Source organism: Pseudoalteromonas sp. UCD-33C (genome assembly GCF_001306895.1).
In the GTDB taxonomy this organism is placed as follows: Bacteria; Pseudomonadota; Gammaproteobacteria; order Enterobacterales; family Alteromonadaceae; genus Pseudoalteromonas.
Map to the genome: position 1 here is coordinate 1 of NZ_LJTB01000016.1, position 25,070 is coordinate 25,070.

Annotated in this window: 25 protein-coding genes; 15 read left to right on the top strand and 10 right to left on the bottom strand. The window is 41.6% G+C overall.

The features are described from left to right. The coding region (locus tag AOG26_RS18640; RefSeq protein ID WP_200907878.1) for a phage integrase N-terminal SAM-like domain-containing protein at positions 1–183 on the bottom strand (183 nt) is incomplete at its 3' end. Between the two features lie 454 nt (positions 184–637). Next, positions 638–1,648, bottom strand: a complete 1,011-nt coding sequence (gene adhP, locus AOG26_RS18645) for an alcohol dehydrogenase AdhP (protein ID WP_054563854.1) — start codon at positions 1,646–1,648, stop codon at positions 638–640. Between the two features lie 251 nt (positions 1,649–1,899). Here adhP and AOG26_RS18650 point away from each other — a divergent pair, with 251 nt between their 5' ends. Together AOG26_RS18650 and AOG26_RS18655 are read left to right on the top strand one after the other, a co-directional pair. After that, positions 1,900–2,457, top strand: a complete 558-nt coding sequence (locus AOG26_RS18650) for a GbsR/MarR family transcriptional regulator (protein WP_054552053.1) — start codon at positions 1,900–1,902, stop codon at positions 2,455–2,457. Positions 2,458–2,762: 305 nt separating this feature from the next. After that, the gene (locus AOG26_RS18655) at positions 2,763–3,152 is read left to right on the top strand and encodes a hypothetical protein (RefSeq protein WP_054563855.1); all 390 of its coding nucleotides are present in this window, start codon (positions 2,763–2,765) and stop codon (positions 3,150–3,152) included. Between the two features lie 366 nt (positions 3,153–3,518). Here AOG26_RS18655 and AOG26_RS18660 read toward each other — a convergent pair whose 3' ends face one another. Then, positions 3,519–4,544 (bottom strand): lytic murein transglycosylase, encoded by a 1,026-nt coding sequence (locus tag AOG26_RS18660; RefSeq protein ID WP_054563856.1) that lies wholly within the window; start codon positions 4,542–4,544, stop codon positions 3,519–3,521. Further along, complete coding sequence (locus tag AOG26_RS18665) at positions 4,537–4,818, bottom strand: YcgL domain-containing protein (RefSeq protein WP_054552050.1); 282 nt, start codon at positions 4,816–4,818, stop codon at positions 4,537–4,539. The genes AOG26_RS18660 and AOG26_RS18665 overlap by 8 nt, the downstream gene beginning before the upstream one ends. Positions 4,819–4,974: 156 nt before the next feature. Here AOG26_RS18665 and minC point away from each other — a divergent pair, with 156 nt between their 5' ends. From minC to minE, 3 genes are read left to right on the top strand one after another with little or no spacing between them, the layout of a single operon-like run. Then, positions 4,975–5,679 (top strand): septum site-determining protein MinC, encoded by a 705-nt coding sequence (gene minC / locus AOG26_RS18670; RefSeq protein WP_054552049.1) that lies wholly within the window; start codon positions 4,975–4,977, stop codon positions 5,677–5,679. 5 nt (positions 5,680–5,684) lie between these two features. After that, positions 5,685–6,494: a septum site-determining protein MinD gene (minD, locus tag AOG26_RS18675; protein ID WP_054552048.1), complete on the top strand. Its 810-nt coding sequence runs from the start codon at positions 5,685–5,687 to the stop codon at positions 6,492–6,494. 1 nt (position 6,495) lies between these two features. Beyond that, positions 6,496–6,759, top strand: a complete 264-nt coding sequence (gene minE / locus AOG26_RS18680; protein WP_054552047.1) for a cell division topological specificity factor MinE — start codon at positions 6,496–6,498, stop codon at positions 6,757–6,759. Positions 6,760–6,798: 39 nt separating this feature from the next. Here minE and AOG26_RS18685 read toward each other — a convergent pair whose 3' ends face one another. Both AOG26_RS18685 and AOG26_RS18690 read right to left on the bottom strand, forming a co-directional pair. Further along, the gene (locus AOG26_RS18685; RefSeq protein ID WP_054563857.1) at positions 6,799–7,215 is read right to left on the bottom strand and encodes a GNAT family N-acetyltransferase; all 417 of its coding nucleotides are present in this window, start codon (positions 7,213–7,215) and stop codon (positions 6,799–6,801) included. 73 nt (positions 7,216–7,288) lie between these two features. Beyond that, positions 7,289–10,078, bottom strand: coding sequence for a TonB-dependent receptor (locus AOG26_RS18690; protein ID WP_054563858.1), 2,790 nt, complete (start codon positions 10,076–10,078; stop codon positions 7,289–7,291). Between the two features lie 390 nt (positions 10,079–10,468). On the opposite strand from AOG26_RS18690, the gene AOG26_RS18695 reads away from it, so the two are divergent. Further along, positions 10,469–11,197 (top strand): copper homeostasis protein CutC, encoded by a 729-nt coding sequence (locus tag AOG26_RS18695; RefSeq protein WP_054563859.1) that lies wholly within the window; start codon positions 10,469–10,471, stop codon positions 11,195–11,197. A gap of 2 nt (positions 11,198–11,199) precedes the next feature. Further along, positions 11,200–12,060 (top strand): BadF/BadG/BcrA/BcrD ATPase family protein, encoded by an 861-nt coding sequence (locus tag AOG26_RS18700; protein ID WP_054563860.1) that lies wholly within the window; start codon positions 11,200–11,202, stop codon positions 12,058–12,060. Here the strand turns inward: AOG26_RS18700 and AOG26_RS18705 are convergent. Continuing rightward, complete coding sequence (locus AOG26_RS18705) at positions 12,057–12,782, bottom strand: AraC family transcriptional regulator (RefSeq protein ID WP_054552042.1); 726 nt, start codon at positions 12,780–12,782, stop codon at positions 12,057–12,059. The two genes, AOG26_RS18700 and AOG26_RS18705, sit on opposite strands and share 4 nt — an antisense overlap. A 162-nt stretch (positions 12,783–12,944) precedes the next feature. Between AOG26_RS18705 and AOG26_RS18710 the strand changes: the two genes are divergently transcribed. The 7 genes from AOG26_RS18710 to AOG26_RS18740 all read left to right on the top strand — a co-directional run bounded on the left by AOG26_RS18710 (position 12,945) and on the right by AOG26_RS18740 (position 20,474). Beyond that, positions 12,945–14,108 (top strand): Gfo/Idh/MocA family protein, encoded by a 1,164-nt coding sequence (locus tag AOG26_RS18710; protein ID WP_054563861.1) that lies wholly within the window; start codon positions 12,945–12,947, stop codon positions 14,106–14,108. Positions 14,109–14,111: 3 nt separating this feature from the next. Next, complete coding sequence (locus AOG26_RS18715) at positions 14,112–15,164, top strand: sugar phosphate isomerase/epimerase family protein (RefSeq protein ID WP_054563862.1); 1,053 nt, start codon at positions 14,112–14,114, stop codon at positions 15,162–15,164. Positions 15,165–15,197: 33 nt separating this feature from the next. Then, positions 15,198–16,418 carry an MFS transporter gene (locus AOG26_RS18720; RefSeq protein WP_054563863.1) on the top strand — a complete coding sequence of 407 codons (1,221 nt, stop codon included), beginning with the start codon at positions 15,198–15,200 and terminating at the stop codon, positions 16,416–16,418. 26 nt (positions 16,419–16,444) lie between these two features. Next, positions 16,445–17,137, top strand: coding sequence for a 3-keto-disaccharide hydrolase (locus tag AOG26_RS18725; RefSeq protein WP_054552038.1), 693 nt, complete (start codon positions 16,445–16,447; stop codon positions 17,135–17,137). Position 17,138: 1 nt separating this feature from the next. Beyond that, positions 17,139–18,818, top strand: a complete 1,680-nt coding sequence (locus AOG26_RS18730; RefSeq protein ID WP_054563864.1) for a GMC family oxidoreductase — start codon at positions 17,139–17,141, stop codon at positions 18,816–18,818. Between the two features lie 2 nt (positions 18,819–18,820). Further along, the gene (locus tag AOG26_RS18735; RefSeq protein ID WP_054563865.1) at positions 18,821–19,576 is read left to right on the top strand and encodes a gluconate 2-dehydrogenase subunit 3 family protein; all 756 of its coding nucleotides are present in this window, start codon (positions 18,821–18,823) and stop codon (positions 19,574–19,576) included. Between the two features lie 67 nt (positions 19,577–19,643). After that, entirely contained in the window at positions 19,644–20,474 is an 831-nt protein-coding gene (locus tag AOG26_RS18740; RefSeq protein WP_054563866.1) for a sugar phosphate isomerase/epimerase family protein, read from the top strand. A gap of 80 nt (positions 20,475–20,554) precedes the next feature. Here the strand turns inward: AOG26_RS18740 and AOG26_RS18745 are convergent, their stop codons facing one another. Beyond that, a complete protein-coding gene (locus tag AOG26_RS18745; RefSeq protein WP_054563867.1) occupies positions 20,555–20,806 on the bottom strand; it encodes a hypothetical protein in 252 nt (83 codons plus the stop codon). 858 nt (positions 20,807–21,664) lie between these two features. On the opposite strand from AOG26_RS18745, the gene AOG26_RS18755 reads away from it, so the two are divergent. Then, positions 21,665–22,111, top strand: a complete 447-nt coding sequence (locus AOG26_RS18755; RefSeq protein ID WP_054563869.1) for a hypothetical protein — start codon at positions 21,665–21,667, stop codon at positions 22,109–22,111. 38 nt (positions 22,112–22,149) lie between these two features. On the opposite strand, the gene rnd is transcribed toward AOG26_RS18755, so the two are convergent. Together rnd and fadD are read right to left on the bottom strand one after the other, a co-directional pair. After that, positions 22,150–23,280 (bottom strand): ribonuclease D, encoded by a 1,131-nt coding sequence (gene rnd / locus AOG26_RS18760; protein ID WP_054563870.1) that lies wholly within the window; start codon positions 23,278–23,280, stop codon positions 22,150–22,152. A gap of 48 nt (positions 23,281–23,328) precedes the next feature. Continuing rightward, a complete protein-coding gene (gene fadD, locus AOG26_RS18765; RefSeq protein WP_054563871.1) occupies positions 23,329–24,990 on the bottom strand; it encodes a long-chain-fatty-acid--CoA ligase FadD in 1,662 nt (553 codons plus the stop codon). Between the last annotated feature and the right edge of the window lie 80 nt (positions 24,991–25,070).

Genomic DNA, 25,070 nt, shown 5'->3' on the forward strand with positions numbered 1-25,070 from the left:
AGAAAGTTTACGAATAGCAGGATCATTAAAAAACGCATTCAGTTCTTTATCGGTAATTAAATCGAGTGGCTTATCAAAATAATGACTCAATTTAAGTAAATGCTCGCAATAACTTTTACATGTACGTTGCGAATAACCTCGATAGGCTATTTCTGTTTTGACTTGTTCTATGAGTGGGTTCATGACTTACCTCCAAGTTATAGGATAACCCCAAGGTAAGTGTGGCTCAGTTGGTGAGCATTGGATCTCCGCGTAGCGGCTTAGTTCAACAATTTAATAGTGCGCAAATCGCGCATATTTCTACCACACAACTGCTCACTTTTCTGATTACTACGTTTTTATCAAATTAGCTAACCTTTTGCTAGTTAACAAAATAATTTAAATTGGTAAAGTGGTCTTATGACAAGAATGCGCAAATTGCTCATTTTCTTGAATATAGGGGAAAGTTGTAAATTTTGAATATAAAGACTGTATCAAAAGAAAATTTTCAATCTCCTTTTGATACAGAGCTCTAGAGCAGTTACGCTAACTCATTTTGGGGCAATAACTAGTTACAGTCACGGCTTTTTAGCATAAGAAAAACTGTCAGATTCAATTGAGCCACTCAACCAAACCTGACAGCGTTAACTGACTCAGCTTAAAGCGTCATTACAATTCGGCCTGTGATATCACCTTTTAGCATGTCGTCAAAAATATCATTGATATCTTCGAGGCGTTTTTCTTCAATAATGGCTTTAACTTTACCTTTAGCAGCAAAATCTAGGCATTCTTGTAAGTCTTTACGCGTACCAACGATTGAGCCAACAACAGACACACCATTTAACACGGTATCGAAAATTGGCAATGGCATATCTTCAGGTGGTAAACCTACAAGCACACATTTACCGCCACGGCGTACGCTTTTATATGCTTGCTCAAAACCGGGTTTTGAAACGGCAGTACACACAACACCATGTGCGCCGCCCACTTGTTCAAAAATGGTTTCTGAAGGCACTTGCTTCATAAAATCTATGGTGATGTCTGCACCAAGCTCTTTGGCTAGTGCCAACTTGCTCTCGCCGGTATCAACGGCAATCACATTAAAACCCATTGCTTTTGCGTATTGTACCGCTAAATGGCCAAGGCCGCCTACACCGACAATTGCCACCCAATCACCCGCTTTTGCATCAGTCACTTTAAGCGCTTTATAGGTTGTAACCCCAGCACAAAACAAAGGTGCGGCTTCTGCAAAGCCTAATCCTTCAGGAATTTTCACTACGTAATCGCCATGGGCTACACAGTACTCAGCGTAACCACCATCAACTGAATACCCTGTGTTGTGCTGCTCAAGGCATAAGGTTTCTTTACCTTCTAAACAAAACTCACAATGACCACAGGCGCTATATAACCAAGGAACACCGACACGGTCGCCTACTGATAAGTGTTTAATGTTTGCGCCTACTTTTTCGATAGTACCTACCCCTTCATGGCCCGGTACTAATGGCATTTTAGGTTTGACAGGCCAATCTCCATGACAAGCATGTAAATCTGTGTGGCACACTCCACACGCGGCAATTTTAACTAGCACATCGTTAATTCCCACCTCTGGGCATGGGATATCTTCGATAGTTAATTTACCTTTGTACTCTTTATTTACTGCAGCTTTCATAACCTTCCTCCATGGTATTAATTGCGATTCACCCTATACGATAAACTCATTAACTGTCACTATTATTGATCCACATCAAATAGCTAACCACTGCGGCATTTAATTAAACTATTATTTAAATTCAATAACTTAAATTTAAATAATGGCGTATCTACACTTTAGTAGTAGCAGATTGCATAGTGGCTATTTCTTTTAGTTATACCCCGAGCGTGCTAGCATTTAATTTCTGAAATTTTTGAATACTAAAAATTATGAGCCTATCTGAAAAAAACTTAGCTTTTGTTATGCACTGCGGTGAAATGGGTAGCCGTTGGGGCTTTAACCGCACCATTGGTCAAATGTGTGGATTATTAACCATTACGAAAGAACCAATGACCGCCAATGAAATTGCCGATACCTTAAGTATCTCGCGCGGAAACGTAAGTATGGGCATTAAAGAGCTACAGTCTTGGCGCTTAATTAAAGTGCACCATATTCCGGGTGACCGTAAAGAATACTACGGCCCTGCTGGCAGCATTTGGGATATGGCCAACCGCGTATTCGAAGAGCGTAAAAAACGTGAAATTGACCCAACCCTTAGCCTTCTTCGCGATAACATTTTAGAAGAAGCCCACAATGATGATGAGCGCTTTGCTCAGCAACAAATGCAAGAAATTCATGACCTACTCGAAACCGTAACCAAATGGTCTGCAGAGCTACAACGCTTAAGCCCTGAACAACTTCAAAGCCTAATGAAACTAGGCTCTGGCATTGGCAAGGTGCTTGATTTTAAAGATAAGATTTTGAAAAAGCCGGGGAAAGGGGAATAAGTTAACGAGTTGCTAGGGGAAAGTTTGTAGGAGGCGTTTCAACGCCGAACAAGTAGCTAAAAATAAGGATAATCATGTGAATAAGCTTCTTTTGATAATCAGTATTGTATTAATTTTGGCAGGCATACTTCTATTCTTATATGACTTTTTACCTGTCGGGGTTGCTAACAAAGAAGACTCTTATTTAAAAATAGTGTCGAGTAATACCTTTTCGATTTTAAACTATAGACTGCATTTATTGAGTACGGGTGTTGGGCTCTTAATACTATACAAACTTAAATTATTTTAGCTTTTAAAAGGTCACTATGACTGCCAAACCAATTTTAGAAAAACACTTTTATCATGATGGCAGAGGACCTGAACTACAAAAGGTTATTTGGCAAAGAAATGGTAAAGACCTTTTAGGCTTTGAGTACTTCAATCCTGATGATGAATATTCATTAGCTAACCTTAAGCATATAAGATTAGATAACGTAAAAGCATATTCAATGGCAACGGATGATGTTCATGACTGTATTCTAGCGAATACAAAGTGTGTGGCAGCCATATTTGAAGTGCTTAATTCGAATTGGCTACTATCATTCAATCAAGACGAAATCGCTGGGTGTAAGCATTTTCAAATAATGTTTTATGATGAGATTTATGACGTTGTTTGTAAAAGTGTAATCACAGGAAAAGGAAATCTGGCGTTTTAACGCCGAACATGTAGCAGCGATTTCATATCGCGTCCCATAGCCTAAATCCTAGCGCCTAATGTTTTCTATCGTAGGCGTGAAACTTGTTTCGCGCGTTGTCCTGTAGGTCGTGCTTTAGCGCGATTGAGGGGAAAGTTACAAGTTACAAGAGTAAAGTTTGTAGGAGGCGTTTCAACGCCGAATATTTGAGGTTCTCGGCTGAAGCCGTTCCTACAAAAAATGTTCAAGATTGTGTCGCCATAAATAACGACCTACATCAATACAATTTCTCGGCGTAGGAGGCGTTTTAACGCCGAATAAGTTAGCAAGTTGCTTGGGTAAAACTTATTGCTTTACCCTTGGACCTTGCTAACTTTTATTACTCGATTACTTAATCGCTGGGTAACCGATGCGATCTGATAAGTAACCTACACTGGTTGCAAAGTAATACGAGCGATTCCAGTGCATAAGTGCTTTGTAGTTATCGTAGGCTAGATACATACGACCGTTTACGTCATCTGGCATTACCATTGCGGCGGTAACATCAACGTTTGGTAGGTCACTGCCATCCATTTTACGAACACCGATTGCTTGCCAATCAGCAAGGCTGCGCTCTGAATCTTTCCAATACTCTAACCATTGGCTGCGCGTTTTAGTACCGCGCTTAAGAATATTTGAGTTATCAAAGCCTTCAGGTAGTTTAACTTGGCGGCCCCAGGTTAAATCATCGTTCCAACCTGCTTGCTTTAAATAATTAGCAATTGAAGCAAATGCGTCTTCTTCTGTGGTCCAAATGTCTTTGCGGCCATCACCGTTGTAATCAACAGCGTAAGCGTTAAATGAGGTTGGCATAAACTGCGTTTGCCCCATTGCACCTGCCCATGAGCCTTTGAACTTATCTAGGGTAATGTGACCCTCTTTTAAAATATCAAGCGCAGCCCAAAGTTGGTTTTTATACATGGTTTCGCGGCGACCATCAAAAGCAAGTGTAACTAATGATGCAATTACACTGTGACCACCTTGGATTTTACCAAAGTTACTTTCAAGGCCCCAAAGTGCAACAATAAAACGTGCTTGTACGCCGTATTCTTTGGCTACTTTTTCAAGAACGTCTTGGTTTTCTTTGTATAACTTACGCGCGCGGTCAATTTTCCATTGCGGCACACGTTTAGGTAAATAGGTTTCGAGGGTTTCTTTTACTTCTGGCTGATTTTTATCAGCTGAGATCACTTTCTTTTTAAATTTAGCTGTTGCAAGTGCTTGATCAACTAAGGCTTCATCATAGCCTTTTTCAAGTGCTTCTTTTTTTAATGCTGCAACGTAAACGTCAAAATCAGCTTGTGTCTTTTGTTCTGCCAATACTGAAGTACTTAGTGAAGCACTGAGTAAAATGACGGCAAGTTTTTTAATCACTCTCAACTCCCTTGTCTTTTTTAAATTGGGTTAACAGATTTTCTTCCGGCGGAGGTAATTGCAAGTAGAACCCTTGGTCAATTAACGCTTGCTTAACCGCGTCTAAGTCTGCCACACCTAACTTTTCGCGGCTCGCTAGATTAATCATCATCACGTACTTAGGTTGACCAAACGTTTCTAGTAATGGTTCAGGTACGCGTGAGAAATCATCTCTTTTTTCTACAAAAAGGTATGTATCCGCTTTTTTAATACTTTTATACACCGCAGTTAGCATTATGGCCCTATAATATCTTGCTTAACGAAGGCGCACACTATAACATGAGTGATATAATAAGTTAGAAAAAATAGATTAGATTTTTACTGTATATGCCTTGTTCAGCCTGTGTTTATACTTAAATGATGCTAATCCAGACAATTCAATTGAGCGTGTATGTCGGAACAAATTTTTGAATTAAAAGGGAACCTTTTTACGTTATCTGTTTTACATTTATTTTCAGCAGATACAGCCCTTTTAAGTAAGCAGTTAGATGAGAAAATCGCCCAAGCACCTAAGTTTTTTGCCGGTGCGCCTATCGTAATCAACTTAAGCGACGTACAAGATGAAGCGCTTGATTTCTCTTTCTTAAAATCAATGTTAAGCGGCCTTTCGTTAAACCCTGTTGGGGTTTGTAATGGCTCTCAAGAGCAAAACGAAAGCGCAAAAGCTGCGGGCCTGTCGGTGTTAAATTATTCACAAGACGTTAAGGGTGCAACCGCTAAACAACAAACAAATACATCTATCGTTGAAAAAACCGTTCACCTGCCTGCGCAAGTTATTCATGGCACTGTACGTTCGGGCCAGCAAGTGTATGCAAAAGACCGCGACCTAATCGTAATCGGTGCTGTAAGTCATGGCGCCGAAGTGATTAGCGATGGCAACGTGCACATTTATGGCACCCTTCGCGGCCGTGCAATTGCAGGGGCTAAAGGTTACAACGAAGCAAATATATTTTGCCAAAAATTAGAAGCAGAACTTGTTTCGATTAATGGTAGTTATTGGATCAGCGACTCTCTACAAGGTGAACACTGGGGCAGCGCAGTACAAATCCAACAAAAAAATGATTCATTAGAAATTTCAGCTTTGGTTAAAGGATAAATCTCATGGCAAAAGTGATTGTCGTTACTTCTGGTAAAGGTGGTGTTGGTAAAACCACATCGAGTGCTGCGATTGGCACAGGTTTAGCGCTAAAAGGCTTTAAAACCGTTATTATCGACTTTGATATTGGTCTACGAAATCTTGACCTTATCATGGGTTGTGAACGCCGTGTTGTTTATGATTTTGTAAACGTAATCAATGGCGAAGCTAACTTAAATCAAGCACTTATTAAAGATAAGCGCGTTGATAAGCTACATATTTTACCTGCCTCACAAACCCGTGATAAAGACGCCCTAACCCGTGACGGTGTTGAGCGCGTACTAAACGAGCTGAAAAAAGATTTTGATTACATTGTGTGTGATTCTCCAGCGGGTATCGAAGCTGGTGCAATGATGGCAATGTACTTCGCTGATGAAGCGATTGTAACAACGAACCCAGAAGTATCATCAGTACGTGACTCTGACCGTATTCTTGGCATTTTACACAGCAAATCAAAACGTGCTGAAGAAGGCCTTGAAAGCGTAAAAGAACATCTACTACTAACTCGCTATAATCCTGAGCGTGTTGAAAAAGGCGAAATGCTTTCGGTAGAAGACGTACAAGAAATCTTAGCGATTAAACTACTGGGCGTTATTCCTGAATCACAAGCTGTACTTAGTGCATCGAACTCTGGTCAACCGGTTATCCTTGATGGTGAATCGGATGCAGGCCAAGCATACACAGATGCAATCAATCGTTTATTAGGCGAAACTGTTGATTTTCGTTTCTTAGACGTAGAGAAAAAAGGCTTATTTAAACGGATTTTTGGAGGTTAATGTGTCTTTACTTGACTACTTCCGCTCAGAAAAGAAAAGCAGTGCGTCATTAGCAAAAGAGCGATTGCAGATCATTGTCGCGCACGAACGTTCACAGCGTGGTACACCAGATTACCTACCACAGCTAAAACAAGACATCCTTGATGTTATTCGTAAATATGTGAATGTAAACACTGATGCAGTTCAGGTGCAGTTTGACCAAAACGAAGATGACTTAGCAGTACTTGAGCTAAACGTCACCTTACCTGACGAAGAAAAGAAATAGTCAAAATTGGGCGCTTAGTTTTTTTAACAGCGCCCTTTTTTATTTCTGCCACTGCATATGAAACTCATAGTCGTCTTCGCCTAGAGTTTTAAACCCTGCCCGTTGATATAATCCATACGCTGGATTCGCTTTTAGCACCGTTAAATTTATCTCTGCTGTTTGCGCTTTGAGTGCATCTAATACCTTAGTGCCTAACCCTTTGCCCTGCTCTTTAGGTGCAATTTGTAGCTGTAATAAACTGATTGCTTGGTCACTCACAATGAACTTGGCAGCGCCAACACATTGCCCATCATTTAACACTAAATGACTGTGCTCAAAGTGCTCAGCCACTCGTGCTTGATGCTGCTCAAGTGATAAAAATAATCCCTGATTTTCTAAGTGCTCAACCATTGTATTTAATCTTAAGTCGAGTAAATAGGCTTTGTCTTGCTCTGTAGCTGCTACAAACTTAATCATTATTGTCTTAAAAAAGAAAAAGGTACTTTAATAAAAGTACCTTTTTAGGTTGTAACAAACAACATGCCTATGGTTAAAAGTTATAATTTGCGCCTAGGTAAAAACGGCGGCCCGAATATTGGTTATAGGTAAAGCGATTGCTTTGTTTCCAATAGCCTTCTTCTATTTCTTCTGTTAGGTTTACCACTGACGCAGTAAACGAAAGATCCTCTGTTAGGTTATACGAGGCATTCACATCTAGCTGACCATAGTCTTTGGTATACAAGTTGTAGCCTTGGTGAATACCGTTGGCACGGTCATCTTTCCAGTTGTAAGACGCACGAACACTAAAGTCGTCATTCTCAAAGTACACCGACACATTATATTGGTGCTTAGCGGTGCCTGGTATTTCGGCCTCTGTTTTTTGTCCGTCTGTCGAGACTTCGCTGGTGCTGGTATCTGTGTAGGTATAGTTAGTTAAAATACCAAAACCATTATCAAATGAGTGCTGGAAGAAAAGCTCCAAACCTTCTGATTTTGCATCACCCCCACCCACTTTGGTATTCATTTCGACTTCGATTGGGCCGTTACAACAATCGTGTTCTCGCTCTACAATTTCTACTGTCGAGATTGGTAAGTTTGAAATATCTTTAGAAAATAAAGTCGCACCCAGTGCTGAGCCATCGCCGTAATACCATTCAATACCTAAATCGAATTGGTCAGATAACATAGGTTCAAGGCCTGTGTTTACCGAGGTACCATTACCACGGCCTGTCCATGAATCAGGCGAGTTAATATTAACTGGAGGACCGTAAGACTCTGCTTGGCTTAAGTCTGAATAGCTCACTCTTGCCATGGTGCGTGCTGCGGCAAAGCGCACCACAAGATCTTCGGTTGCATCCCATGCAAGGTTAAAGCTTGGTAGTACTTCACTGCCATCGCTACTGCGCTCGTTTGGATCGGTGTCGTCATCATCTTGGCCAATGACATCATCGTAGGTCAAGGTGCTTAGCTCTGTATTCACATAACGCACACCGACATTACCGCGGAAATCTTGCCACTCAAAATCAGCTTGAGTGTAAACAGACCAAATTTTCTCTTCAAGGGCGTACGTGCCCGAAAGTGTTGGCACTACAGTCTGGCTAAAGTTTTCTTTTAAGTAATCATCCAGCGCTCTAAAATCAAACGCTAAAAAGTTAAATGCGCCTGTATCACCCGCGCTGTTATCAACTACATGGTCGCTTACCAATGTTGGCGCATCTGGGTGAAAATCTGGATTATGGAACCACTCAGTCCCTGGTAAGTAACCGCGGTAACCGCCATTGTCAGCGATACCGTCATCCCAACGAAAGTCATTACGAATGCCTTTAATTTCGTGGTCGCGATATTTAGCACCTACATAGACACGGGTGAAAAAGTTGCCATAAAGGTCAAATTTTACATCTGTTTGAATGTAATCTTCCGAGTCTTCATTTTCAGATGAGTAAGAGTCAAACCAATCGTAATATTGATATGCTTCTTTATCGGTGGCTAAATCAGTCGACACTTCGTAGCTTGGTTTACCGTTTTCAATTGACCATAACCAGCTATTTACTGAGCCTAAACGCGCATCAATATTGGCGTAGGTTTCTTTTGAGGTGCCGCCTTCAGCTTCAGTATGACCCAGCTTTAATGTAACACTGTAAGTATCACCATAATAAGTGCCTTCAAAATCATAAGTATTTGATTTTGATTCGCCAAAACGCTCACGCCCTGTTAACTGCGGTGATAACAAACCACGGCGAACAGCCACACCACCATTTACATCGGCATCACCCCAGTTATTATCATTGAGTAAACCATTATCGCCATTACCGTAGGCAACCACAGTATCGCCATCAAGCACAATGCCGTAATACGGGTTGTGGTTATCGTTCCACTCGGCAAAAGTAATACTTTGCCCTGTTTGGTCGTAGCCTAACTTGGCACCAAAATAGTTAAAGTTTAAATCAAGTCTGTCACTCGGTGCCCACTGCACAGCCACTTGATAACCATCGCGTGTACGGTCTTGGTTTGAGTTATTAACACTCATCGCACGCGGTGCCCACACATTGTTGTACACTTCGCCAGTGGCTTGGTCTACCAGCGCTGGGCGCTCTGCCCCTTCAACGGTATCTGAGTGAAAACGCCAGTGTGATGCGTTGTTAGTGATGGTTGTTACGGTGCGATCTTGACGTGTAAAGCCGGCCAGTACACCAAAGTTTTCGTCGTCATTTTTCCATGAATACAGCACGTTGACTTGTGGCTTAGTGTCTTCAGACACATCATCGTAAGTCACCTCTGCACTTAGCGCCCCGGAGTTTGCTTCCATCTCAAGCGGTTTTCGGGTGTGTAAAATAACCGTACCACCAATGCCACCTTCATCGATGCGTGCTTCTGCACTTTTGTACACTTCTACACTTTTGATCATGCTTGAAGGCAATAACGTGTAATTAAAACTACGGGTTGGAGTACCAGAACCTGATGAAGCAATATAGTTACCGTTTAATTGGGTGAGTGTCCAATCCGGTGACGTACCACGAATACTCACGCGGCTACCTTCGCCACCGTCGCGGTCAATCAAAACGCCCGATACACGTTGCAATGAATCAGCGACGTTTTTATCAGGAAACTTACCAATATCCTCTGCGGTGATTGCATCAACTGTCGCTGTTGAAAGTCGTTTTATTGCTAAGTTTTCTGCAGTTGAAGAACGAATACCCCGTACTTCAATCACTTCTACATCATCATTTGCTTGCTCTGCTGCGTAACTTGTATTGATTGCCGCCAGTAGCGAAATCAAAATTGCATTACGCTTAAAATGCCTTCCTTGCCCTTTTGTTTTTATTACAGTTTGCTTGCCCATGCCTATCTCCAGTTGTGTGTTCGGTTTTTGTTTAAGAGCCTTTAGCCCCTGCAAAAACGATTTATTGTTGTCGGTTTTTAAACTGATTATTGGTAGTTAACAGCTTGTTAAACTCAAATTCAGAATAGGGTGAGTGGTCAAAAAGTGATAATAAAAATTCGGTGAGAGATATGACAAAATCGGCGTTAGGAATATTTTATATTCATTTTTATATTTTCTGAATTATAGTTAAGCTCAGCGAATTTAAGTTAACTGGCTCAGAAAAACAAACTCAAAAAAACATTTAAAGCATTGATACTAAATAACAATTTAACATATTGCGTATTTATTGATGACTCACGGATTGAGTAACTAAAAGGTAGGTGTAATAGATATGGTAAAAACTCGCCCATGAACAATGGTAAATTTCTTGAAGTATGCCTAAACGAAGGGTGCTTTAAGCAGCTCGCTAACAACATTTCAATGGCTAGTAACTTAGGCGCAAAGCGCTTTGAATTGTGCAGTAATTTGCACCTAGGTGGCCTGACACCAACTGTTAAAGCAATTGATTACGCTGTAAAAAGCCTGACCAATAACGCAGAGTTAGTGGTGATGATCCGCCCCGAAACAGGCAACTTTATTGTTAGTACTGAGTGTCACCAAGTTATGCAAAAACAAATAACAATGGCAGCGAATGCGGGGGCGCATGGCGTGGTATTTGGTGCAGTAAAACACGGCGAACTTGATTTAGAGGTGACCCGCTCTTTAGTTGCCACAGCCAAACAGCATGGCCTGAAGGTGACCTTTCACCGTGCATTCGATACTCTTACAAACCCGTTATGCGCACTCAATGAACTAATTAGCTTAGGCGTTGAGCGCATCTTAACAGCAGGCACGCCATGGCAAAGCGGCCAAAGTGCTGTTGATGGTCTAAATCAGCTCAACACATACTTAGCGCACAGCGCTAATCAAATAGAAATTGTTATGGGAGGTGGTGTGACCTTAGAAAACGCTGAAGCTATTTGGCAATTAATAAAAAACCATTCAGCCAATGCAGCTGTGCATGTACACTCATGTGTGCACAACGAAAACGGGGCAATTAACGCTGAGGCTATCAATAAGCTTCTTTCAAAGGATTAATCATGGCAACGTATTTTTTAGGTATTGATGGCGGTGGAAGTAAGTGTAAAGTTCGTTTGGAAAACGAAAACGGCTCACTAATTAGCGAAGCCACAAGTGGTTCAGCAAACGTGGCCACCAGCTGCAAACAAAGCCAAGAATCAATACTTCACGCTACTGAACTTGCTTTTCGTGAGGCAGGGCTTGCCTTAAGCGAGCTGAAAAACACCTATGCGCATGCAGGACTTGCCGGAGCTAATATTGACTCTGCCTTTCAAGCCATGACCAAATGGCAGCCCCCTTTTGCTAAATTTACCCTGTCAACAGATATGCTGATTGCCTGTAAAGGCGCACATCAACATCATGATGGTGCGGTGATTATCCTTGGTACGGGCTTTTGTGCGGGTTACCAACAACAAAACCAATTTAGCGAATTAGGTGGTTACGGATTATTACTGAGCGATGGTGCCAGTGGTGGTTGGTTAGGCTTACAACTTTGCCGTAAAGCATTTGAAGTACTTGATGATGTTGCGCAAAGTTCAGCGGCTATAGATGCCCTACTCACCCAGCTTAACTGCGACTCAAGCCAAGCGTTAAGTCAGCGCTTAATATCAGCGCGCCCTGCTGATCTTGCCAAATATGCGCCGCTTGTTTTTAGTCATTCTGACGACGCTTTTTGTCAGCAATTAATCAATGAAGCGTGCGCATACATTACCCGCTATATCGCTTACTTTGAAAAGCAAGGCATTGAAAACGTTACTTTGATGGGCGGTATTGCTAGTGCTATCACGCCTTACTTAACTGATGCCAGTAAAGCGCGTTTGACCCCCGCCCTTGCCAGTGCAGAGCAAGGGGCTATTTTAATGGCAAGAGCTGCAATTTAATCACCTAATTGCGAGCGCATTTGTGAAGGAATTTCACCAAACAAACGCCGAAATTGTTTGCTGAAGTAACTCGGCTCCGAAAACCCACACTGGTAGGCCACTTGTGAAATTGGCAGTTGCGTTTCAATCAGTAGCTTGCGGGCATTTTCAAGGCGCACTTCGTTAATAAATTGATTGGGGGTTTTTGCTAAGTGCTTTTTAAAACGGCGCTCTAAAGCACTTACCGACAAGTGTGCAAGCTCTGCTAATTCATCAATGCTGATCTGACGATGATAATGCTCGCGAATAAATTTTACCGGCTCTTCAATTGCCCTTACATGAGAAAGCGCTTTTGAGGTTTTTTGTAGATGTCGGGTCACTCCATAAGTGCCAATCACATTGCCATCATGATCTTTTAAAGCATGCTTTGATGTAGAAAACCAACCAAGCTCACCTTGTTGGGTTTGGTTAAGCTCTAAACGGTCAGTCACTATGTAGCCTTCCATCACCCGTTTATCGTCATTGACGTATTGAAACGCGAGGTGCTTTGGTGAAAAATCGAAGTCTGTTTTTAGCAATATTTGCTCCAGTGTTTTATAACCCTGATGCTCAATAAAATGCTGATTACAATGCAAGATTCTACTATCTGTGTCTTTTACCCAAAAGAGGATATCTGGCAGTAAATCAAATGCAGCAATTAGCTGATTTACGCCTGCTTTTTTTATTATTTCTTGAATATCCATCGCTTAAATTTGTCTCTATAAAGAATAGCACTATATATTTTAAACGCCGATTTTGTTGCATTGTCAACCGAATTTTTATTAGCGCTTATTGGTTAAGCTTTCCTATTATCAATAACATGATATTAACAGTAGCAAACGCTATTTAAATTAGGAGCGCTTAAGATGAGCAAAGCTAAGATCCGCATGGCAATGGTAGGCGGTGGCGATGGTGCTTTCATTGGCGCTATACATCGAATTGCAGCGCGATTAGACGGAATGATAGAGCTTGTTGCAGGTGCATTCAGTTCAGACGCAAACAAATGTAAAGCAACTGGCGAACTACTTGGGCTTGATAGCAGCCGTTGCTACGACAGTTACCAAACGCTTTTTGCCGAAGAAGCAAAATTACCTGCTGATGAGCGTATTGATTTTGTGGCTATTGTCACCCCAAACCACTTACATTTTCCGGTCGCGCAAATGGCGCTTGAACATGGTTTTCATGTGTTATCAGATAAACCAGCAACGCTCACACTTGCAGAAGCAGAGCAATTACAAAGCATTATTGCAAAACAGCAGGTTTTATATGGGTTAACCCACACTTACACCGGTTACCCTATGGTCAAAGAAGCCAAGCATCGCGTAAAAGCAGGCGAGCTCGGCACCATACGTAAAGTCATTGTTGAGTACACCCAAGGCTGGTTATCTCAACGTGAAGACGAGGGTTCAAAACAAGCAAGCTGGCGTTTAGACACCAGTAAGGCTGGCATTAGTTGTTGTATGGGCGATATTGGCGTGCATGCAGCTAACTTAGCCGAGTATGTCTCTGATCTCGAAATCACCGAGCTTTGCGCCGATTTAAACCATGTGGTTGAAGGCCGAGCCCTTGATGATGATGGCACTGTGCTTCTTAGATTCAATAATGGTTGTAAAGGCGTTTTACTGGCAAGCCAAATTGCTATTGGCGATGAAAACAACTTACGTCTGCGTATTTATGGCGACAAAGCCAGCCTTGAATGGTCGCAACTTGAGCCTAATAGCTTATGGCTAAGAGGCCACAATCAAGCCGCTACATTACTTAGAGCGGGCGTAGGTGAATTACACCCTGACACGCAAAATGCCCTGCGCGCCCCTGCCGGTCACCCAGAAGGTTACCTTGAAGCATTTGCCAACATTTACAGCAATTTTGCAGCGCAAATTCATGCATTCAAGCAAGGCGACAACGCAACAAATTCAGCATTTGATGTGCCAGGCATCAATGAGGCTGTGCGGGGTATGGCATTTATTGAACATGTTGTTGCTTCAGCTAAACAAGATACTAAATGGCACAAATTACAGATTGGAAAATAAAGAATGAATAAAATCAAAGGGCCAGCTATATTTTTGGCGCAGTTTATTTCAGATCAAGCCCCCTTCAATAGCTTTCGTGGTTTATGTGAATGGGCAAGCGGTTTAGGTTACAAAGCGATTCAAGTGCCAACCTCAAACCCGACTATTTTTGATTTAGAAAAAGCAGCTCAAAGCCAGCATTACTGCGATGAAGTCACAGGTATTGCTACAGAGTATGGACTTACAATTTCAGAACTATCAACACATTTGCAAGGCCAGTTAATTGCTGTGCACCCTGCGTACGATGAAATGTTTGATAACTTTGCCGCAGAGCATGTAAAAGGCAACCCTGCAGCGCGAACAAAATGGGCAACAGAACAACTGATGATGGCTGCTAAAGCAAGTAAAAACCTTGGTTTAACAACCCATGCGACGTTCTCGGGTTCTTTTTTATGGCATACCTTTTACCCGTGGCCACAGCGTCCACAAGGACTTGTTGAACAAGGCTTTAGTGAGCTAGCTAAGCGTTGGTTACCCATTTTAGATTGCTTTGACGAGCATGGCGTGGACGTATGTTATGAATTACATCCGGGTGAAGACCTACATGATGGTGTGACATTTGAGCGCTTTTTAGCGGCAACCAATAATCACCCACGCGTTAATATTCTTTATGATCCGAGCCATTTTGTATTGCAACAGCTCGACTATTTAGCGTTTATCGATATTTATCATTCGCGCATTAAGGCGTTTCATGTCAAAGATGCCGAATTTATCGCAAATGGCCGCTCAGGTGTTTATGGCGGATTTCAAAACTGGCAAGACCGACCAGGACGTTTTCGTTCTTTAGGTGATGGCCAAGTAGATTTTAAGCAAATTTTTAGCAAGTTAACTCAATATGGTTTTGATGGTTGGGCTGTACTTGAATGGGAATGCTGCTTAAAGCACCCAGAGGATGGGGCAAGAGAAGGCGCTGAGTTTATTAAAACACACTTAATAAACCCAACCGACAAAGCCTTTGACGATTTTGCCAGTGGCGCAACAAACACTGAGCGTAATAATCGAATTTTAGGTTTATAAACCGACAACAATAGAACACACAGGACACACAATATGGACAACAATAATTATAACCGCATTGTCTTTCGGCTTTGCTGTATAGCACTGATTGTGACCTCTATGACCTTTGCCATCCGTGCTGGTATTTTGGGTCAACTTGGCAGTGAGTTTGGCTTAACCGACACCGAATTAGGTTGGGTTAATGCCATGGCATTTTTAGGCTTTCCGGTTGCGACTATGGTCGGCGGTATTATTTATAATGCCATTGGCGCGAAAAAATTAGTGGCGTTAGCCTTTATCTGTCATTTACTTGGCCTTGTTTTGACCATAACAGCTGATGGTTTTTGGGGCTTACTGGTTTCTACCTTTTTAATTGGTTTTGCCAACGGCGCTGTTGAAGCTGGCTGTAACCCACTAATTGCAGAAATGTACCCTAAAAACACCACCACTATGCTAAACCGTTTTCATGTTTGGTTCCCAGGTGGCATTGTGATTGGGGCACTTGCTTCGAATTTTATGTCGGGAGCAGGTTTAAACTGGCAATGGCAAGTAGCGTTAATTTTAATTCCTACGGTTATCTATGGCGCTATGCTGATCAAAGCACAATTTCCACGCTTTGATACGCGTACTCACTCTACCAGCAGCAATATTCGCCATTTATTTACGCCGTTATACATCTTTTTAATTGCCTGCATGACGTTTACCGCAACCACTGAATTTGGCACACAGCAGTGGATTGAGCGTATTTTAGGTTCATCGGGTGCCTCTCCTATGGTGGTGTTAGCCTTGATCACTGGCTTAATGGCGGTTGGTCGCTTCTTTGCAGGCCCCATTGTGCATAAGCTCAACCCTACCGGTGTATTACTTGGCTCTGCCATTTGTGCAAGTTTAGGTATCTTCATGATGAGCCAAGCCGAGGGCAGCATGATTTATATAGCGGCCATATTATTTGCACTTGGCGTTACCTACTTTTGGCCAACCATGCTTGGCTGCGTTGCAGAATACATTCCAAAGTCAGGGGCGCTGGGTATGTCGTTAATGGGCGGTGCAGGCATGTTTGCTATGAGCATCTGGAACCCTGTAATTGGTAGCTGGATAGATACGGCACGCTCATCAGCACAAGCAAGTGGCGCAAGCGCTGAACAAATTGAAATTTTAGCCGGACAGGCTGTATTACAAAACCTACTGATCTTCCCAATTATTTTAATCGTCGCATTCATTGGGTTGCATTTAGTAATTAATAACAACAAACGCACCGAAAAATGTGCGTCTTAAGCAAGTAAATCGTCGAGGAACACACAATGTTTAAATCTCTTAAAGCACTGACTTTAATGCTCACCGTTAGTAGCTGTGCACTCGCAAATGCGGCTGACAATCAGCTTACACAACAAGAAAAGCAAGCTGGCTGGCAGTTGTTGTTTGACGGCAAAGATATGTCGCAGTGGCGTAATTTTAAAAGCGAATCTTTAAATCCTGCATGGGTCGTTGAAGATGGCGCTATGACATTAACTAAAGGTGGTGGCGACCTGCTTACTAAAAAGCAGTATCAAAACTTTGAATTACAGATTGATTGGAAAATCTCTACCAAAGGCAATAGCGGTATTTTTGTGTTAGCTGATGAAACCGGACAGATGATTTACTCTCATGCGCCTGAAATTCAAATCATCGATAACGAAGAACACCCAGATACCGAAATTGACTCGCACTTAGCTGGGTCAATTTACGATTTATTTGCTGCGCCAGTTGCGGCGCACAAACCAGCAAATAGCTGGAACCATGTACGCATTAAAATGCAAGACAACCACTTACAAGTTTGGCAAAACGGTATTAGCACCACCAGCATTGTGATTGGCAGTACAACATGGAACACCCTTGTTAAAGGCAGTAAGTTTGCAACCTGGAAAAACTTTGCAACGGCTGAACAAGGCCATATCGGGCTTCAAGACCATGGTGACAAAGTGTGGTTTAAAAATATAAAAATCAAGGAGCTATAAGATGTCTGATTTTAAACATAAGGTATTAGTTGTTGGCTCTGGTGCTGGCGGTGCAATGGCCGCTTATACGCTAACCAAGCTTGGTCACAAAGTGTTATTACTTGAAGCGGGTCGTAATTATGACCCGAAAACAGAAAGCCCGATGTTTCGTCGTAACAACGAAGCTCCGCTTATGGGCGCAGGTAACAAAGACAAAAACTTTGGCTTTTACGACGCAACCGTTGATGGAGGTTGGCAAGTACCTGATGAGCCTTATACCAGCGCCAAAGGAAGCGACTTTTATTGGTGGCGCGCACGTATGTTAGGTGGTCGAACTAACCACTGGGGCCGCTATTCATTACGCTTTAGTGAACACGATTTTAAAGGCAAAAGCCGTGATGGTCACGGTGCCGACTGGCCATTTGAATACGCTGATTTAGCACCTTGGTACGATAAAACCGAAGAACTTGTGGGTGTATGTGGCACCAATACTGGCCATGAAGATATGCCAGACTCGTCACCAGGTATTTTACAGCCGCCACCAAAGCCGCGTGTTCCTGAGCTTTTAATTGCCGCTTCTGCAAAGAAAATGGGCATTCAAGCAGTGCCTATGCACCGTGCGGTATTAACCCGACCAAAAGATGATCGCATGGCTTGTTTTTATGCGACGCCTTGTGGCTCTGGTTGCTCAATTGGCGCAGCTTTCCAAACTACGACATCGCTATTACCTATGGCAAAAGCCACAGGTAACTTAAAAGTTATTACTGATGCCATGGTTAAATCAGTCAAAGTTGATGAGCAAGGTAAAGTCACTGGCGTCACCTATGTTGATAAACATTCAGTAACAGAACACGCTGTTGATGCAGATGTGGTTATCTTAGCCGCCAGCGCCTGTGAATCAGCGCGTATTTTATTAAATTCAAAGAATCAAAAGCACCCGAAAGGCCTTGCTAACTCAAGTGGCCAAGTAGGTCGAAACTTAATGGATTCGACGGGTGCATGGTTAGGTGCGCAAATTCCAGCACTTAAAGGTCGCCCACGTTATAACGAAGATGGACATACCGCTAATCACTTATTTATTCCTTGGTGGGGTCATCAAGCACAAGCTAACAATGAATTAGATTTCCCACGTGGTTATCACTTTGAAATTGGCGGTGGCTTTAGACAACCAGGCTCGGGTGTATCGGGTGATAAACAAGGCTATGGCCCTGCCCTTAAGCAGCAGATTCGTGATGCATATGGCTCTTACGTTGGTTTTGCTCTGCGTGGCGAGATGTTGCCGAACAAAGATACCTACATGGAAATTGACGAAAACGTTAAAGACAAATGGGGTATTCCGGTATCAAAGTTCCACTTTAAGTGGTCTGACAGAGAATTAAAGCAAATCGAACATGGTTTAAAAACTGCGAAGCAAATTCTAGAAAACATGGGTGCGACCGTTGGCGAACTCCCGCCTGCTGAAAAAGCGATTTCAAAAGGTGGCGAAATCATTCACGAAGTGGGTACCACACGAATGGGAAGCTCAAAGAAAGACTCAGTCACCAATCAATGGGGTCAAACATGGGATTGTAATAACCTATTTGTAATGGATGCGGGTGTATTTGCTTCTAACCCTCATAAAAACTGTACGCTCACCATCATGACACTGGCAATGCGTAATTCAACTTGGCTTGCTCAACAAATTGATAACGGGGTACTTTAATTATGCATCATCGTAACGAACACGACTCATATAACTATGTTTCTAACATGAGCCGCCGAGAGTCCTTAAAATGGCTTGGTCTATTAGCTGCGGGCTCAGCGATTGGTTTAACTGCTGGCTGCACAAAAGCACTTGAAGATGACGTTGCAGTCTCTGCAAAAGAGCATTGGCCTGATTTAGATATCAAGCCTGTAACCGCTAAAGGCTATGGTCAAGACCCTAATTTGGTGATGCCACCAGAGTCACCTTGGCCGCTAACCTTAACAGCAGACGAACTCACGTTGGTAGCGCTTTTATCTGATTACATTGTGCCGCGCGAAGGTGCTATTCCTTCAGCCAGTGAGCTACAAGTACCGGCGGTTATTAATGAGTGGGTAAGCGCACCCTATGAAGGCCAACAACGCGATAGAATTAAAATTTTAAACTCATTAGCGTGGCTTAACGATGAAGCACAGCTTCGTTTTAAAAAGCAATTTGTAGCACTTAACGAAAAGCAACATCGCGCGATTTTAGACGATATTGCGTTTTTAAACGAGCAAACACCTCTGCAATTTCAGCGCATTGGTAAAGCCTTTTTACGCTTTAAAGAGTTAGTGCTGGCAGCATTTTTCTGTACGCCTGAAGGCTGTAAAGACATAGGTTACCTTGGTAATGTGCCTATTGCAGGCGATTACCCAGGCCCTTCTGATGAAGCAAAAGCCCATTTAGATCAAGTTTTAGCTGAGCTTGGTTTAAGTGAGTACGCCTATACTGATTAACTTTCCCCCTTGTGTTATTTGTAACACAGTGCAGGGGGTCACTCCCCTGCTTTTTTAGGATTTAAGTATGTTTAAAACCCGCATTTTATTGCTCATTATTAGTCTTGTATTTAGTGGTCAATTATTCGCAAAACTGCCAGTGAGTGTGCAGCTATGGTCAGTCAAAGACACCTTAAAAAATGACTTTCATGGTACGCTTAAGTCTCTTGCCGAAATGGGGTTTGACGGCGTGGAGTTTGCCGGAGACTTTGGCCCATACTCAAATAACCCTGCAGCCTTAAAAACAAAGCTCAGTGAGTTAGGCTTAGTTGCCAGTAGTGCCCATATAGGCTTTGATGCACTCAGTGAAAACACTATTGATAGCACCCTGCTGTTTTACAAGACCCTTGGCGTTACTACACTTTATGTACCTTGGGATGAAAGAGCATGGCACCCTGAGGGAGTTAAATCTCTGGTTAAAGAGCTTACTAAAGTCAGTGATTATGCGACCCGTTTTGATATGAAAATCGGTTTTCACAATCATAATAAAGAGTTTAATGCATTTAATAACGCAACGTTTTGGGATTACATTGCCAGTAATACTCCCAAGACCATGCCATTGCAGTTAGATATTGGCTGGGTCAATTACGCTGCTAAAGATCCAATCTACTTTATTAAAAAGTACCCTAACCGCACGCTTGCTACGCACATTAAAGTTCGTACGATTGAGGGTAGCAACATGAGCCCGATTATCGGCGAAAACAACATTGATTGGCCTGCCATCATCGATACTTTAGAGTCGCACGGTAATACCAAGTGGTTAGTGCTTGAGCAAGAAGAGTACCCAAGCGGACTAACCCCACTACAAAGCGTTGCTAAATCAAAACAAAACTTAGATAAGATTTTACTTGGTTTGTAGGATTATTTTTGGAATGAGCTCGCTTTAAACACGTGAGCTCATGGCTTGGATTTTAATAGTCGCTACCTAATAGCTCTATATTAGGGTTCATCTTGCCAAGAGCTACTACCTTCAGAACGTTTTGCAAAGCTTTCTGGTTTCCTGATTGGTTTGTCTATACTTTTATAGAATATTAAGATTCCAGTTCCACCTATGACGGGGAGTAACCAAACCAGAACTATTTGTGCTACTTTTTGAAAAGYTTCAAAATCATTTCTTTTATAAATTACTAAACTAATCAAAATATTGAACACTATTAGCAACCCCAAGCCTGCTAGTGCATAGTTTTCCATACCTTAATCCTATTGATGTCAAAAACATACTGTGAAAACGACCGAACGACGGCTTAAATTGTTTGTTATACACTTTAAAAAAAACTGCTAATCGTCATTTCTTCGGTGTTTAAAGATAATTCGCCCAAATTGAAAACACAAAACTAAAAATACAATGAGAAAAATAAGTCCATTTACCCACTCAGGCAAAAACTCCACAATCTTCGGAGCAATGAGTTTTAGAATACCGAAAACGGCTACAATGAAAAGAATGAATGCAGTCCCTTTCACAAAAGCGCTCCTAAATTTCCGTTCAATACATCTGTTTATATTTTAAAAATACCAACGCCAAAATTAATTGCGGGAATATCCTTAAACGTACCACCCATCTCGCATAGGGACAAAAAGCGTGAGCTATATTAACAAGCGAGGACGATTCACATTCTTTAATCCCAGCATGCTCCTCCCAGATCTACAGCGGTTTGTTATGTGGCTTCCCCCTTTGATATAGTTTTAACAAATTACTTAAGGTATTGCTATCTCAGGTTTTTTTAAAATCTTTTATGTAAAGTTGAATACATTAATATACTCGCGTCGATCATTTTAATAAAAATATGCGCAAAGAACAGCTGGCAGTTTTCAATGGATCATTATCCTTAATGAAAATATATAACGTCGCTTATTCTACCAACCTATTTTACATTTATTATTATATCTCTCATCGCTAAACATCTTATTTAATTTCAACAAGCTAAATAAAACACAGCATTAAAAATTAATAATAAAACATTAAAAATTGCGTTTACTTTCATTTTTTTGGCAGATTGTATTATCTAAGTGGCGGAGTAATATATTAAAAAAACCTCTCAAGGACTGAGAATGAAAGTATTGAATTTAAGGAAGAGTTCAGAGAAAAGCACGCTTGCAGTGCTTATCACTTTAGCAGCCTTATTACTTTTCATATTAAAATCAGCATCAAAAATCCATCCATTCTACGAGCTACTTTTACTGGCTTTTACAATTATTTCGTTTGTAGTTGTATTTTTAATGTTAAGTAGCAAGAAAAAACTTACCATTTGTCGCCATGGTATTTTTTATAGCTCTGCGTTTGGGAATGTTCATATTGAACCGAACAAAACTAAAAAAATTAAACAATTTTCTAAATATGGTTTTAATTGTGTGGTAATCATTGGTCATGGCTATTTTATATTCGCGCCATTTTATTATTTAACGTCGAAACAAAAACAACGACTTAAAAGATATGATAATAACTTACTGCATTGGTTAGAGGTTACGCGTAAACGCAGTAAGTTTCAGGGCTTTTAATGCAAGTCAAAGTATAAAAAGCCCTTTGAAATAGTTACTTAATTTTGCCACTCTTTAAGTACGTCTTTCACATACTCATAGCGCCATGAGTTGAATAGATCTGGCTTTGATGCAGCTTTACGCTCATCTGCATCGAGCTTCCAATTCCAGCTGATCAGTTGGTTAATCTGTTTTTTAGAGGCCAATACATCTTCAGGAATACCCTGCTCTTTTGCAGCTTTGGTGATTTTTTGTTTAATATCTTTAGCGGCTTTTTTATATGCCGGAAAATCGATTAAACGTTTTAATTGTGCAGGTTGTTCGCTTACAGGAACGGCTTTACCACGCTCAATACATTTTAAAATTTCTACGCCCGAACGGTTCACTTCCATTGGCTCAACACCCGGCACTCTGCGTAACGCATTTAAACTTGCAGGCTTACGCTTAGCTATTTCAACCATGTTGTGCTCTTTTACCACAAAATTAAGCGCGAGGTTTTTGCGCTCTGCCTTTTCACGGCGCCATGCGGCAAGTTCGCGTAATACTGCTAAGTCGTGCGGTCGTAATTGCCAAGCATTTTTAATATCTTTATAAAGCTGATCTGCTGGTGGTTGGTAAGCACGTTTTTGCGCGACTAACTCGCTTTCGCTGATCACAATGTCAAAAAAGCCAGCTTCATCAATTTGTTTTTTAATAATTTCAAAACAAGGCAGTAAGTGGTACGTATCTGCAGCGGCATAATCTAGCTGCTTTTCTGTGAGTGGGCGCTGTAGCCAGTTAGTGCGTGATTCACTTTTATCAATTTCGATATCAAGCAACTCTTTAACCATGTGGGCAAAGCCCATGCAGTTTCCATGACCTAGTATTTGTAGAGCAAACTGGGTATCAAACAGCGGTGTTGGTACAAAGCCAGCGTATTTTAGAAACACTTCAATATCTTCTGACGGTGAATGCAATACTTTTAACACCTCTGGGTTTTTAAGTACTTGCCAAAAATCAAAAAGCGACAACTCAGCCAGAGGGTCGATTAACGCTAAATGCTCACCATCGTATACTTGAATAAGTGCAACTTCAGGGTAAAGCGTACGACGACGCATAAACTCGGTATCAATTGCCAGTACCGGTTTTCCTGTTATTTTTTCTACAAAATCATTTAATTGATTTTGCGTTTCGATCAGTTGATATTGCACTTATACCCCTTTCATTACCATAAAAAAGCCGGCTAATGCCGGCTTTAATTATTTTTGTTCGTCCTTTAAGGCTCTTCTTAGAATCTTACCAACGTTTGTTTTTGGTAGTTCATCTCTAAACTCAACGAGTTTAGGCACCTTATAGTTCGTTAAATTATCACGACAGTGCTTTATTATATCTTTTTCAGTTAAAGATTGATCTTTTTTCACGACAAAAACTTTAACTTGTTCACCACTGACCTCATGAGGAATACCAATAGCTGCTACTTCAAGCACGCCATCGTGCATAGCAACAACTTCTTCGATCTCATTTGGGAACACGTTGAAACCAGATACGATAATCATGTCTTTCTTACGATCAACAATATAGAAGAAACCTTCATCATCGTAAGTTGCAATATCACCTGTTGCAAACCAACCGTCTTTTAAGCACTCGGCTGTTGCATCTGGGCGGTTATAGTAACCTTGCATAACTTGTGGGCCTTTAACCCAAAGCTCGCCTGGCTCCCCTTTTGCTGCTTCTTCACCATTTTCAAGCATAAGCTTAATTTCAGTGCTAGGAGCAGGTAAACCAATTGAACCGTTATAACCTTCAAGGTCGTAAGGGCTAACAGTTACAAGTGGTGCACACTCAGTTAGGCCATAACCTTCCATTAATTTTGTTTTCGTTACAGCTTGCCATTTTTCAGCAACTGGGCGCTGTACCGCCATACCACCGCCAAGTGACATTTTTAAGCTTGAGAAATCAAGTTCAGCAAAACCTGGGGTATTTAGTAAACCGTTGAATAAGGTATTTACACCCGTTACCGCGGTAAACTTGTGTTGTGCTAACTCTTTTACAAAGCCAGGCATATCACGAGGGTTTGTAATAAGTACGTTTAAACCACCGTATTTCATAAATGTTAGGCAGTTCGCAGTCAAAGCAAAGATGTGGTAAAGCGGCAGTGCCGTAATAACCACTTCTTTTCCGCGCTCTAATACTTTGTCTAAACAACCTGATACTTGTTCAAGGTTACCAACCATGTTGCCATGAGAAAGCATTGCACCTTTAGATACACCGGTTGTACCACCTGTGTATTGCAAGAATGCTAAGTCATTTAAATCAACTTCTGGCTTTTTGTAGCTCGCTTCGTTACCAGCAAGCGCATCTGCAAATTTGATTGCATTTGGCAATGTGTAGCTAGGCACCATTTTCTTAACGTGCTTAACCACAAAGTTTACGATGTGCTTTTTAAGGCCTCCCACCATATCACCCACTTGAGTAACCACGATGTGCTTAACGTTGGTTTTTGGTAATGCTTTTTCTAGGGTATCGGCAAAGTTAGCAAGAATGAAAATTGCTGATGACTCAGAGTCATTTAACTGATGCTCTAATTCACGCACGGTGTAAAGTGGGTTTACGTTTACCACTACACAGCCGGCACGAAGAATGCCTAAAATAGTCACAGGCGTTTGTAGTAGATTCGGCATCATCACCGCTACTTTATCGCCTTTTTTCAGACCAAGATCATTTTGAATGTACGACGCAACACGTTTTGTAGCACTGTCTAACTCACTATAGGTCAACACTTTACCCATGTTGGTAAAGGCTGGAAGGTCACTATAGTCAGCAAAACTTTTTTCAAACAAGTCGAGTAGCGAGTGATAATGCTCAGGGTCGATTGTTTCAGGCATACCTTCTGGGTAGCGTTTAAGCCAGATTTTTTCCACTCTTAGCTCCTGTTTATAATTATATTTTTTAATAACCTTAATCTAACTAAGGCCGTTTCTCAATGGAGTAAATACTCTAA